Annotated in this window: 14 protein-coding genes; 6 read left to right on the top strand and 8 right to left on the bottom strand. The window is 68.2% G+C overall.

Translation table 11 applies throughout. The features are described from left to right. The 4 genes from Q0L11_RS03300 to Q0L11_RS03285 all read right to left on the bottom strand — a co-directional run. On the bottom strand, positions 1-360 hold a 360-nt coding region (locus tag Q0L11_RS03300; RefSeq protein ID WP_296595423.1), incomplete at its 3' end, for a MucR family transcriptional regulator. A 294-nt stretch (positions 361-654) separates the two neighbouring features. After that, positions 655-1,533 (bottom strand): crotonase/enoyl-CoA hydratase family protein, encoded by an 879-nt coding sequence (locus tag Q0L11_RS03295; protein ID WP_296595422.1) that lies wholly within the window; start codon positions 1,531-1,533, stop codon positions 655-657. Between the two features lie 85 nt (positions 1,534-1,618). Beyond that, positions 1,619-2,041, bottom strand: a complete 423-nt coding sequence (locus Q0L11_RS03290; RefSeq protein ID WP_296595421.1) for a DUF1493 family protein — start codon at positions 2,039-2,041, stop codon at positions 1,619-1,621. A gap of 49 nt (positions 2,042-2,090) precedes the next feature. Continuing rightward, positions 2,091-2,309, bottom strand: a complete 219-nt coding sequence (locus tag Q0L11_RS03285; protein WP_296595420.1) for a hypothetical protein — start codon at positions 2,307-2,309, stop codon at positions 2,091-2,093. A gap of 234 nt (positions 2,310-2,543) precedes the next feature. Here Q0L11_RS03285 and Q0L11_RS03280 point away from each other — a divergent pair, with 234 nt between their 5' ends. Both Q0L11_RS03280 and Q0L11_RS03275 read left to right on the top strand, forming a co-directional pair. Beyond that, on the top strand, positions 2,544-4,085 hold the full coding sequence (locus Q0L11_RS03280) for an acyl-CoA synthetase (protein ID WP_296595419.1): 1,542 nt from the start codon (positions 2,544-2,546) through the stop codon (positions 4,083-4,085). A 111-nt stretch (positions 4,086-4,196) separates the two neighbouring features. Further along, complete coding sequence (locus Q0L11_RS03275) at positions 4,197-4,646, top strand: MaoC family dehydratase (protein ID WP_296595418.1); 450 nt, start codon at positions 4,197-4,199, stop codon at positions 4,644-4,646. Between the two features lie 30 nt (positions 4,647-4,676). Here Q0L11_RS03275 and Q0L11_RS03270 read toward each other — a convergent pair whose 3' ends face one another. Together Q0L11_RS03270 and Q0L11_RS03265 are read right to left on the bottom strand one after the other, a co-directional pair. Further along, positions 4,677-4,910 (bottom strand): hypothetical protein, encoded by a 234-nt coding sequence (locus tag Q0L11_RS03270; RefSeq protein ID WP_296595417.1) that lies wholly within the window; start codon positions 4,908-4,910, stop codon positions 4,677-4,679. Positions 4,911-4,916: 6 nt separating this feature from the next. Further along, on the bottom strand, positions 4,917-5,765 hold the full coding sequence (locus tag Q0L11_RS03265) for a serine protease (protein ID WP_296595416.1): 849 nt from the start codon (positions 5,763-5,765) through the stop codon (positions 4,917-4,919). A gap of 194 nt (positions 5,766-5,959) precedes the next feature. Here Q0L11_RS03265 and Q0L11_RS03260 point away from each other — a divergent pair, with 194 nt between their 5' ends. From Q0L11_RS03260 to fixJ, 4 genes are all read left to right on the top strand, one after another. Beyond that, positions 5,960-8,062, top strand: a complete 2,103-nt coding sequence (locus Q0L11_RS03260) for a S9 family peptidase (protein WP_296595415.1) — start codon at positions 5,960-5,962, stop codon at positions 8,060-8,062. Continuing rightward, complete coding sequence (locus Q0L11_RS03255) at positions 8,059-8,604, top strand: GNAT family N-acetyltransferase (protein ID WP_296595414.1); 546 nt, start codon at positions 8,059-8,061, stop codon at positions 8,602-8,604. The genes Q0L11_RS03260 and Q0L11_RS03255 overlap by 4 nt, the downstream gene beginning before the upstream one ends. A 316-nt stretch (positions 8,605-8,920) precedes the next feature. Further along, entirely contained in the window at positions 8,921-10,288 is a 1,368-nt protein-coding gene (locus tag Q0L11_RS03250; protein WP_296595413.1) for an ATP-binding protein, read from the top strand. After that, positions 10,272-10,865 (top strand): response regulator FixJ, encoded by a 594-nt coding sequence (fixJ, locus tag Q0L11_RS03245; RefSeq protein ID WP_296595412.1) that lies wholly within the window; start codon positions 10,272-10,274, stop codon positions 10,863-10,865. The genes Q0L11_RS03250 and fixJ overlap by 17 nt, the downstream gene beginning before the upstream one ends. Position 10,866: 1 nt before the next feature. On the opposite strand, the gene Q0L11_RS03240 is transcribed toward fixJ, so the two are convergent. Next, positions 10,867-11,712 (bottom strand): ATP-binding protein, encoded by an 846-nt coding sequence (locus Q0L11_RS03240; protein ID WP_296595411.1) that lies wholly within the window; start codon positions 11,710-11,712, stop codon positions 10,867-10,869. A gap of 43 nt (positions 11,713-11,755) precedes the next feature. Beyond that, positions 11,756-11,901 (bottom strand): helix-turn-helix domain-containing protein (locus Q0L11_RS03235; protein WP_296595424.1); only part of this gene is annotated, 146 nt, incomplete at its 5' end.

Below are 11,901 nucleotides of genomic sequence, written 5' to 3'. Positions count from 1 at the left end.
GTCCGAACGCGCCTTGGCGTAGTTCGGGGCGACCATCGGATAGTCCTTCGGCAGGCCCCACTTGGCGCGATATTCCTCGGGGCTCATGTTGTACTTGGTGCGCAGGTGCCGCTTCAGCGACTTGAACTTGCGGCCGTCCTCGAGGCAGACGAGGTAGTCCGGCGTGATCGAGCGACGGATCGGCACCGCCGGCTCCTTCGGGGCGACCTCGACGGTCTCGACGCCCGACGACACGCCCGCGAGGGCGCGATGAACGCTCTGGATCAGGCCGGGAAGGTCGGCCGCCGCAACAGTGTTGTTGCCCACATACGCGGAAACAATGTCCGCGGTCATCTCGATGACTTCCGACTTCTCGTCCATTTCTCTTGGTTCCGAAGGTTGGACGCCAGCAGCGGCGCTCAGTGATTCACAAGATCGGTGCGCCGTCATTATCGGCATCTCCCGGCGCACACAACAGAGAAATAGAGAAAAGCGGCGTCGCCTATTTGGAGAACAGAAGACCAGCGCAGCGCAAACAACAGGCGTGGATGGATATGAGTTGGAAACGTCGTGTACCTGCCACTGGCGTCTGCAACTCAAGGCAGGGTTGAAAGACCGCCAAAACGAAAACGGCGCCCGCGAGGGGCGCCGTACGTCGTACTGTTTGAGCTCGACCTAGCTGAAGGTCGGCGCTTTCCAGTGGGGCCAGATGTCGGGCAGGTCCTTCGACACCTTGTCCGGGTAGTTCGGGGGGCGCTTCTCGAGGAACGAGGTCACGCCTTCCTTGGCATCGCCGGACCGGCCACGGGCCTCGATGGCGCGACTGTCGGCCTTGTGCGCCTCCATCGGGTGGGCCGCGCCGGCCATGCGCCAGATGAGCTGGCGCGTGATGGCCACAGAGACCGGCGCGGTGTTGTCGATGATTTCGCGTGCGAGGGCGCGGGCGGCGGGCAGCAAGTCGTCCGGCGCGTGGATCGAGCGGACCAGGCCTTTGTCGAGCCCTTCCTGCGCCGGGAAGATCCGGCCGGTGTAGCACCACTCCAGGGCGGTCTGGATGCCCACCAGGTGGGGCAGGAACCAGGACGAGCAGGCCTCGGGGTTGATGCCGCGGCGGGCGAAGACGAAGCCGTAGCGGGCGTCGGCCGAAGCCAGGCGGAAGTCCATGGCCAGCTGCATGGTGACGCCGACGCCCACGGCCGCGCCGTTGCAGGCCGAGATGACGGGCTTCAGGCTTTCGAAGATGCGTAGGGTGACGAGGCCGCCGCCGTCGCGGTGGACGCCCTGCTCCTGGCGCGCCGCCTGGTCGGCGCCGCCGCGCTTGTCGTAGTCGAACGTGGCGCCGCCGGCCGAGAGGTCGGCGCCGGCGCAGAACGCACGCCCCGCGCCGGTGATGATCACCGCCTTCACGTTGTCGTCGGCGTCGGTCTCGTCGAAGGCCGCGATCAGCTCCTTCATCATGGTGGTGTTGAAGGCGTTCAGCTTGTCGGGCCGGTTCAGGGTGATCGTCGCGATCCCGTCCTCGACGGCGTACAGCAGGGTCTCGAAGGTGGGCATGGGTCTGAGCTTCCTCGTCCTTGTTCGCCGCCACTTCGGAAAGGGTGACGGACGGGAGGTCAAGGGATGTCTGGGGCGCCGGGCATCAGCCTCTCGCAACCAAGCCGTACCATGCCCACAGCACCACAGATGCCAGGATCAGAAGACCGAACGCTTGGTTCAACCGAATGTCCCAGCGAACCTTGGGCAGCGAATGCGGTGGGTAGTCTATGGGCCAGCGACCCGTGCGAACGGCCTCGGACAAAACCTCGACGGAGATGGGAATTCGCTTCACGCGGCGATCAGGGGAGCGGAATAGGAGGCCCCCTGGGCCAAACCCCTCCTCACCGTGGTGGAAATACCAGCGGTAGCTGCTCACATCGATAGAGAAGCGGCCGGCAAACGCATCGATGAACTCGAAGGCGTCATCGCCGTCGATGCCTAGGACGTCAAACAGGTCGGCATCGTCAGGCGGCAGCACCGCACCCTCCGCCCAGGGCGCCAGGAAATCGGACACATCGGCACGCACGTCAGCCACCCTGCGAGAGTAGCGTCGCGTTCCGGTCCGCGAAACCGGCCTACTTCGGGGTCGGCTGCGCCACCTGGGCCGCGTCGGTCTTATCGCCCTGGGCGACCTCGTCGACGATCTTCCGAGGGCAGATCTTCTTCTTGATGGTGCTGCCCACGACCGTTTCCTTGCGGCAGACCCGCTCGGCCTTGGCAGGCGGCGGGCTGGGCGCGGCGGCGGACGCGGGCGCGGCGCTCTGGAACAGCGCAGCGAGCAACAGGGCGACCATGGGACCTCCTCACGGGATTCGATCCGGTAACCCTGATCGGCGAGGCGGCGGCCTGCGAGGCCGGCGCGTCACAAAGTGACAGGTGCGTCACGCCTGACCTGAGTTCGGGCAGGTCCGCGCTGTTTCGCCCGATCGGCGGGCGCCCGGGCCCGCTTGACGCACCCGACGTCAAGGTCCGCAATTCGCCCCCTGAGGAAACCGGCTGGCGCAAAGACCGGCCCCGGGAGTGAACACATGCATCCGGCGACACACGCCAAGACCCATCCGGACCGCGCCGCCTACATCATGGCCGGCAGCGGCGAGACGGTGACGTACAAGCAGCTCGACGAGCGCTCGAACCAGGGCGCGCACCTGTTCCGGTCGCTGGGCCTGAAGGCGGGCGACGTGATCGCCATCCTGATGGACAACAACCCGCGCTATTTCGAGATCGCCTGGGCGGCGCAGCGCAGCGGGCTCTACTACACCTGCATCTCGTCGAAGCTGACGGCGGGCGAGGTGGACTACATCGTCGGCGACTGCGGCGCGAAGGCGCTGATCACCTCGCCGGGCGTCGGCGCGGTGGTGGACGAACTGCCCGGCGTGCTGCCGAAGGCGGTGAAGCTGTACATCGTGGGCGGCCAGCGGCCTCCCTACGAGAGCTGGGAAGCGGCGACGGCCGGCCAGCCGACGACGCCGATCGCCGACGAGACCGCCGGCTCGGACATGCTCTATTCGTCGGGCACGACCGGGCGGCCGAAGGGGATCAAGCCGGCGCTGACCGGCGCGGCCATCGACGAGCCCAACGCCCTGGTGATGATGACCCAGACGCTGTTCGGCTTCCCGCCGGGCTGCGTCTACATCTCGCCCGCCCCGCTGTACCACGCCGCGCCGCTGCGCTGGTGCATGAGCGTCCACAAGCTCGGCGGCACCGTCGTGGTGATGGAGAAGTTCGACCCCGAGACGGCGCTGGGCCTGATCGAGAAGTACAAGGTCAACGTGGGCCAATTCGTGCCGACCCACTTCGTGCGCATGCTGAAGCTGCCCGAAGAGGTGCGGGCCAAGTACGACGTGAGCTCGATGGTCTCGGCGGTGCACGCCGCGGCCCCCTGCCCCGTGCCCGTGAAGGAGCAGATGATCGCCTGGTGGGGGCCGGTGATCTACGAGTACTACGCCGGCACCGAGGGCAACGGCTTCTGCTTCATCAAGTCGGACGAGTGGCTGACCCACAAGGGCTCGGTCGGCCGGGCCGTGCTGGGCGAGCTGCGTATCTGCGACGAGGACGGCGAGGCGCTGCCGCCGCGCACCGAGGGCGTGGTCCACTTCGCGAACGGCCCGCCGCTCGCCTATCACAACGCGCCCGAGAAGGTGGCGGAGGGCACCAACAAGCACGGCTGGACGACGCTGGGCGACGTGGGCTGGACCGACGAGGAGGGCTACCTCTACCTTACCGACCGCAAGAGCTTCATGATCATCTCGGGCGGGGTGAATATCTATCCGCAGGAGATCGAGAACCTGCTGATCGGCCACCCGAAGGTCGCGGACGTGGCCGTGGTGGGCGCGCCGCACGAGGAGATGGGCGAGCAGGTGGTGGCCGTGATCCAGCCGGCCGACTGGGCCGACGCGGGCGACGCCCTGCGCGACGAGCTGATGGCCTTCGCGCGCCAGAACCTGAGCCACGTGAAGTCGCCGCGGAAGTTGGACTTCATGCAGGAGTTGCCCCGCCACCCGACCGGCAAGCTCTACAAGCGCCTGATCCGCGACGCTTACTGGGGCAAGGAGGGGTCGCGGATCGTGTGAGCCCACGCCGCAGACTCGAAGTGGGCGAGAGAGGCGACGGCGGCTTGCTCCGATCCGAACAGATGTTAGAGGCTTTGGCCTGAACTCAAAGCACCCGAGGGAGCGCACAGAATGAACCCCGTCGAGATCAAGGACCTGCCCGGACTGGTCGGCCAGGAAGTGGGCGTGTCGGACTGGGTCCTGATCGACCAGGACCGCGTCAACAAGTTCGCCGACGCCACCGGCGACCACCAGTGGATCCACGTGGACGTCGAGCGCGCCACGAAGGAAATCGGCGGCCCGATCGCCCACGGCTACCTGACGCTGAGCCTGATCCCGTTCCTGGGCGCCGGCATGCTGCCGGTGAAGGGTGTGACCCGCGGCATCAACTACGGCTCGGACAAGGTGCGCTTCACCAACATGGTCCGCGTCGGCAAGCGCGTGCGCATGCGCCAGAAGCTGATCGGCGCCGAGCCGAAGGCCGGCGGCATGCAGATCAAGAACGAGTGCACCATCGAGATTGAGGGCGAGGACCGCCCCGCCTGCATCGCCGAGACGATCTCGGTCCTGTACGGCGCCTGACGCCGGACAGTCCCGGCCTGGCGCGGCGCGTCAGGCCGGCGACTTGGTCGGGTGGTAGATCGTAGCCGGACGCATGACGCCGCAGGCCCGGCAGAACCCGACCGTATGCTTCACGCCATAGGCCTTCCAGCGGATGCCGCCGGCAGACCGGAGTGAGCGCTCCCGGCCGCAGGCGTCGCAGCGGATCCGCCACTCCCCCGATTCGCGGACGAGGTCGGCGCCGAGCCGACGGAAGAAGGAGCCAATGGCGCCGAGCACGCCCACCGGCGGCTAATCGCGCGCCGCTTCTTCGGCCGAGGCCGTGCGGCCGCCGCTGACGGCGGTCATGCCTTCGGCGACGGTCTGGGGCGCCAGGGGGTTCTGCATCAGGGCGATCGTCTCACGCACATATTTGGCGTGGGTGACGATGCCGATCTCCAGCCGCTCGCTGTTGAGCTCGACCTGCTGGGTCAGGAGGCCGGCGATGAAGCCGGAATCGCCTTTCTCGGGCGCCTTGTCGGCCACCTGGGTCACGCCCGGTTCGCCCTTCACCGGATGGCTGACGAAGACCGGCCCGCCGGAGTTGCCGGGGAAGACCGAGAAGTCGAGCAGGAAGGTCGGGAAGATCTTGGCCGGCGCGACAGGATAGGAGGCGACCTTACCGGAACGCAGGATCGGGAAGCCCGCGGAATTGGCGGAGAGGCCGCGCGGGAAGCCCAGGGCCATCATCTCGTCGCCGGCGGTCACCTGTTCCTTGTCGAAGGTGTCGTCGGCCGCGAGGTAGTTGAGGGGCAGAGCGGCCTTGGCGAATTCCGGCGGCGCCTTGATGGTGATGGCGGCGACGTCGCGGTTCGGATGGTGGGTCCACAGCTCGTGGCCGTCCTTGTCGCGGATCTTGAGCTGCTGGGGCGAGTAGCTCCACGAGCCGTCCGGATTGGCGATGCGATAGCCGATGCGGGCGTTGGCGCCGGGCATCTTCTCAAGCACGTGGTTGGCGGTGACGAGGACCGTGCGCGGCTGGCCGTCGGGGCCGGCGGTGGCGATGAGGAAGCCCGTGCCGACGGTCCGCGTCCCGTCGCCCAGCGGTTGCTCCAACTGGACGGTCGCGTGGATCAGCTCGACCGCAAGGTCCATGACCATGGCAGGCCCCTAAGACTCGATGTGCGTACTCGCGTCTTTGATGCGCGATGTGGATGCACAAGTAGTGAATCACGGATCGGCGTCTGCCGCCAAGTCGCCACAATCGGCTGCGGCCCGACGCCGCGCGCGGAAACGCACAGGCGTCGCGAACGCGGGCGCTTGAGTGCGACGGCTGGGCGTCGCATCTAGCTGGGATGAGCCTGCCCAAAGCGCCCGTCGCGGCCAAGACGCCCCATCGCATCGAACAGCTCGGCCGGGTTCGCGTCGACGACTATGCCTGGATGAAGGACGACAACTGGCAGCAGGTGCTGCGGGACCCGAAGGTGCTGCGCGCCGATGTCCGCGAGCACCTGGACGACGAGAACGGCTACACCAAGGCGGTCCTCTCGGAGACCGAGGCGCTGCAGGCGCAGATGTTCGCCGAGATGAAGGGGCGGATCAAAGAGGACGACAGCTCGGTCCCCTCCCCCGACGGGCCCTGGGACTACTACTCGCGCTATGCGCTGGGCGCCGAGCATCCGATCCATGCGCGAAAGCCGCGGGGACAGGACGGCCCCGAGGAGGTGCTGCTGGACGAAGACGCCATGGCCAAGGGCAAGGCGTACTTCCATGTGGGCGCGGCCAGCCACAGCCCGGACCATGCGCTGTACGCCTGGGCCGCCGACGAGCAGGGCTCGGAGTATTATCAAATTCGGGTGAAGGACCTCGCCAGCGGCGCGGACGTGGGCGCGCCGATCGAGAGCGCATACGGCGACTTCTGCTTCTCGCCGGACAGCCGGTGGATCTTCTGGATCTGGCGCGACGAGAACGCCCGGCCGGCCAAGGTCTTCCGCCGTGCGGCGCGCCCCAGTCCAGGAGGGGGTGGCGAGGACACACTGGTCTACGAGGAGGCCGACGACGGCATGTTCCTGGGCGTGGGCGTGGCGGCCGACGACAGCCACGTGCTGATCCATGTGGGCAACCAGGAGACCACCGAGATCCTGCTGATCCCGGCGAGCGATCCGACCGCGGCGCCGGTCGTGGCAGAGCCGCGGCGCGTGGGCGTGAAGTACGCCGTCGACCACTGGAGCGACCGCTGGGTGATCCGCACCAACGACGACGGGGCGGTGGACTTCAAGCTGTGCGTCTCGGACGCCGCGGTCCCGGCCAAGGCGACCTGGCGCGACTGGGTGGCGCACGAACCGGGCCGCTACATCACCGGCTTCGCCGCCTTCGCCGGGCATCTGGTGCGGGCCGAGCGCGTGAACGCCCTGGACCGGCTGGTGGTGATGGCGCGGGATGGCGCGGAGCACATCGTCGCCTTCGACGAGGAGGCTTACGCCCTGAACCTGGAGGGCGGTTACGAATACGAGACCACGACGACGCGCTTCGTCTACCAGTCGCCGACCACGCCGCGGCAGTGGTTCGACTACGACATGGCCAGTCGCGAGCGGAGCCTGCGCAAGACGCAGGAGGTGCCGTCCGGCCACGACCCCAGCCGCTATGTGGCGCGGCGCCTGTACGCCAGGGCCGCCGACGGGGCCGAGGTTCCGATCACGCTCCTGATGTTGAAGGACACGCCGCAGGACGGCTCGGCGCCGGTGCTGCTGTACGGCTACGGCAGCTATGGCCACGCCATGGAGCCCAGCTTCTCGATCCGCAATCTCAGCCTGGTGGACCGGGGATGGATCTGGGCCACGGCGCACATCCGCGGCGGCTCGGACAAGGGCTGGGGCTGGTTCCTGGACGGACGCAAGGAGAAGAAGCCCAACACCTTCACCGACTTCATCGCCTGCGCCGAGCACCTGGTCGCGGAGACCTACGCCTCGAAGGGCCGGATCGCGGCCTATGGCGGCTCGGCCGGCGGGATGCTGATGGGGGCGGTGGCCAACCTGCGGCCCGACCTGTGGGGCGCGATCATCGCGGCGGTGCCGTTCGTGGACGTGCTGAACACCATGAGCGACACCTCGCTGCCGCTCACCCCGCCGGAATGGCCCGAGTGGGGCAACCCGATCGAGGACGCGGCCGCCTACGACCTGATCGAAAGCTACAGCCCCTACGATCGCGTCTCGGCGCAGGCCTATCCGCCGATCCTGGCGACCGGTGGGCTGTCGGACCCGCGCGTCACCTACTGGGAGCCGGCCAAGTGGGTGGCGAAACTGCGCGAACACACGACAGGCGACGCTCCGATCCTGCTCAAGATCAACATGGAGGCCGGCCATGGCGGCGCATCCGGGCGTTTCGACTTCCTGAAGGAGATCGCACTGGATTACGCCTTCGCCGTTTGGGCGCTGGAGAAGGGCTGGAAGAAAGCGTGATCATCCGGGCGGCGACGGCGGAGGACGCGGAGGCGCTGGCGGCCATCTACGGGCACCACGTGCTGTACGGCTTCGGAACCTTCGAGGAGGAGCCGCCGACCGCGGCCGAGATGGAAAGCCGCCGGGCGGCGGTGGCGGCCCGCGGCCTGCCCTACCTCGTCGCCGAGGCGGACGGGAAGGTGCTGGGCTTCGCCTATGCCGGCCCGTTCCGGCCTCGCGCGGCCTATCGCTACACCGTCGAGGACAGCGTCTATATCGCGCCCGAGGCGGTCGGCCGGGGCGTGGGCCGGGCGGTGCTGTCGGCGGTGATCGCGGCCTGCGAGGCGCTGGGCGTGCGCCAGGTGGTGGCGGTGATCGGCGACAGCGGCAACGCCGCCTCGATCGGCCTGCATCGGTCGCTGGGCTTTATCGACGCCGGGGTCGGAAGGAGCTTCGGATTCAAGCATGGACGATGGGTCGACATCGTCTGGATGCAAAGATCGTTGAATGATGGCGATGCAACGCCGCCGTCCGGCCCGGGCATCGCACTGTCGGGTAGCTGACGCCGCGGGTCGCGCCACAAGTGATTGCGGCGCCCATATTTCGCCGGCGAAGCGAATTCCTGAACCTCTACGCACCCTTATGTAGTTGTACGTAATTGCTTAGCTGGCAAATTTTTCGCAGAACATTGGGCTGTCGGGTCGGGGCCGACGCGGAAATGTAGAATACATGTCAAGGTTGTGGACGGGAAATCGCACAACCGGCGTGGCGAATTTGAGTCCTGGCCTCGGGGTCATCGGGGGTCAGTTCCTGGCGGTGGGGGTTTCGGCGGCGGCGCTGGCGCTGCTCTTCGCCCTGCGTCCGACGTTCAGCCACTCGGTGTATCTCTTCGGCGCGCCAGCCCTGTTGGCGTGCGCGGCCTATGGCGGCGCGTGGTCGTCCGTAACGGCCGCCGTGCTGGTCACCGCCGGCGGGTTTTATCTCGAGGGGCTGACCGAGCTCTCGCTGGTCGAACGCGCCGTCCGGGCCGGCCTCTTCCTCACACTCGGCCTGGGCATCGCCGGCTGGGTTCGCGCCCTGATGGCCCAGAGGCTGGCCGCCGCCGAGATCATCGCCGATCAGGCCGAACGCGAGGAGTTGCTGCAGGCGAGCCTGGAGATCGTGGCCGACGCGCTGGTGCTGATCGACGACCGCGGCGTGATCCAGAGCTTCTCGCGCCCGACCGAGCGACTGTTCGGCTGGGACGCCCAGGACCTGATCGGCCAGAACTTCAGCCGGCTCATGCCGCCGGGCGAGGACGGGGCGCTGACCGGCCAGGCGGGCCGCGAGGGCGACGCCAGCGGCAGCACCCGCCAGGTGACCGGCCTGAAGAAGGACGGCCAGACCTTCCCCATGGAGGTGCGCGTCGGCGAAGTCACCATCGCCGGCCGGCGGCTTCTCACCATGGTCCTGCGCGACATGACGTCGCTGTTCGAGGCCGAGCGGCGGTCGGAGGAACTGCGCCAGCAACTGACGCAGGTATGGAGCGCGAACTCCATGGGCGAGATGGCCTCGATCCTCGCCCACGAGCTCAACCAGCCGTTGTCGGCCGTGGCCAATTACCTGCGCGCGGCGCGCAATCTCATCGCCCGGATGGAGCTGGAGGACGACGATCTGATCGACGCGGTCGCGCGGGCCGGCGACCAAGCCGTGCGGGCCGGGGAGATCATCCGGACCATGCGCGACCTCGCCACGCGCGGGGGCACTTTACAGAAGGCGGAGAGCCTTTCGGCGATGATCGGCGAGGTCGATTTCATCATCGCCGTCATGGCCCGCGATGCGAGCGTCCGGCTCGTCTACGATCTCTACAAGGGGCCCGACACCGTCATCGCCGACCGCATCCAGATTCAACAACTGGTGGTCAACTTGGTGCGCAACGCAATCGAAGCTGTGACGAAGTACCCGAACCGCCAGGTTAACATTTCGACCCGCCTGAACCCCGGGGACCAACTTGTGACGACAGTTGAGGACAGTGGTCCGGGCATCGATGCAAGCGTCGCGGGACGACTGTTTCAGCCTCTGGCCAGCACTAAGCCCGAGGGCATGGGGCTAGGCCTGTCGATTTCGAGTGCTATAGTCGAAAATCACAGGGGACGGATTTGGGTCGAACCGAGCCGCCTGGGTGGCGCCGCCTTCAGTTTTGTATTGGCGCGGGCAGGTGAAGATGGCGAACTCAGCAGCGGATCGGACGGTGTTCGTCGTCGATGACGACGATGCGGCCCGCGATTCATTGCTGATGCTGCTGAAGTCCGACGGCCTCACGGCCCGGGGCTTCGCCTCGGCCCACGACTTCCTGGCCACCTTCGACCCCGCCGCGCGCGGCTGCATCATCACCGACCTGCGCATGCCGGGCATGGACGGGATCGAGCTGATCCGGGCCCTGAAGGGCGTCGGCTGCATACTACCAGTGATAGTGATCACGGGGCATGCGGACGTCAGCCGCGCCGTGGACGCCATGAAGGCCGGAGCCATCGACTTCATCGAGAAGCCCTTCGAAAGCGACGTGATCCTGAAGGGCGTGCGCCACTGCCTCGAGGAGAACGACGCCGCGGTGGACGGCGCCGCCGCTCGCACCCGCGTCCTGCGGCGGCTGGAAAGCCTGACGCCGCGCGAGCGGCAGGTGCTGGACCTGATCGTGGACGGGGCGAGCAACAAGGTGATCGCCGCGACGCTCACGATCAGCCCGCGGACGGTGGAGATCTACCGCGCCAACGTGATGTCGAAGATGCGGGCCGAGAGCCTCTCGGACTTGATCCGCTCCACAATCACCGCCGGCGCGGCCTAGGTCACGCTCGGGGCAGGTAGAGCGTGGCCGTCGAGCCGCGGCCCAACTCCGAGACCAGCCGCAGCGCGCCGCCGGAGCGGCGTGCGAAGTCGCGGACCCCGGCAAGGCCCAGGCCCGTGCCGCCACGGCCCGCGCGGGTGGTGAAATAGGGTTCCGCCGCCCTCGCCAGCACCTCCGGCGACATGCCGACGCCGTTGTCGACGACCGAGAACGCCACATAGGCGCCGGGCGTCACACCCAGGGCCGCGGCCTCGTCGCCGCCGAGCTTGCGCGGCGTGGTGGCGATCCGCACCACGCCGCCGTCCGGCATGGCGTGGCCGGCGTTCACGCAGAGGTTCAGCAGCGCCGATTCCAGGTCGGCGCCGTCGGCGTGGCAGGCCATGGATTCCGGCTGGGCCATGGCGACGACGGTCACCATCGCGGCCGTGGAGACCTGGGCGAGCCGGGCGACGGCCACCGACACCTCGGCGGCGTCGACTGCAGCGGCGGGCGCGTCCTCGACCGGACGCGCCAGCTCGGCCATGCGCCGCAGCAACTCGGCGCCCTTCTCGGCGGCGGCCTGGCTGACCCGCGCCAGCTCGTAGGCGTCGGAGCCCTCGGGCAGGCCGGCCGCGAGAGCTTCGTTCGCGGCCAGGATCACGTTGAGGAGGTTGTTGAAGTCGTGGACCAGGATGTCGGCCTGCCGACGGACCTCCAGCTCGGCCGCGCGCTCCGTTTCCGCGCGTCGGCGGCGTCGGTCGACGGCGCGGCGGAGCGGACGCGGCGGCCGTGCGGCCCCCGGCGCGGTCCCCCGCGCGCCACGCCCCTTGGCGACCGGCGCGCCGTCGCCTCCCAGTCCCTGGCTCATGGTCCCTCCCCGGCCACGACGCGGCCGCCCCTCGCGGATGGCGTCAGGCCGCCAGACGTTCCGACTTGCCGTCGCGCAGCATGTAGCCGCCGCCCCAGACGGTCTCGATCTGGGTGTCGCCGCCCGCGGCCGCCGCGATCTTCTTGCGCAGCTTGCAGATGAAGACGTCGATGATCTTGATCTCGGGCT

The sequence above is a fragment of the Phenylobacterium sp. genome, assembly GCF_024508875.1.
Lineage (GTDB): Bacteria > Pseudomonadota > Alphaproteobacteria > Caulobacterales > Caulobacteraceae > Phenylobacterium.
This window is presented reverse-complemented; position numbering and strand designations above follow the sequence as displayed.

What these genes read in the sequence shown, in the direction of transcription:
- Q0L11_RS03260 (WP_296595415.1), top strand. Translation starts at nt 5,960, where the DNA reads ATGAGCCTGCCCAAAGCGCCCGTCGCGGCCAAGACGCCCCATCGCATC.
- Q0L11_RS03285 (WP_296595420.1), bottom strand. Translation starts at nt 2,309, where the DNA reads ATGGTCGCCCTGTTGCTCGCTGCGCTGTTCCAGAGCGCCGCGCCCGCG.
- Q0L11_RS03295 (WP_296595422.1), bottom strand. Translation starts at nt 1,533, where the DNA reads ATGCCCACCTTCGAGACCCTGCTGTACGCCGTCGAGGACGGGATCGCG.
- Q0L11_RS03265 (WP_296595416.1), bottom strand. Translation starts at nt 5,765, where the DNA reads ATGGTCATGGACCTTGCGGTCGAGCTGATCCACGCGACCGTCCAGTTG.
- Q0L11_RS03280 (WP_296595419.1), top strand. Translation starts at nt 2,544, where the DNA reads ATGCATCCGGCGACACACGCCAAGACCCATCCGGACCGCGCCGCCTAC.
- Q0L11_RS03240 (WP_296595411.1), bottom strand. Translation starts at nt 11,712, where the DNA reads ATGAGCCAGGGACTGGGAGGCGACGGCGCGCCGGTCGCCAAGGGGCGT.
- Q0L11_RS03275 (WP_296595418.1), top strand. Translation starts at nt 4,197, where the DNA reads ATGAACCCCGTCGAGATCAAGGACCTGCCCGGACTGGTCGGCCAGGAA.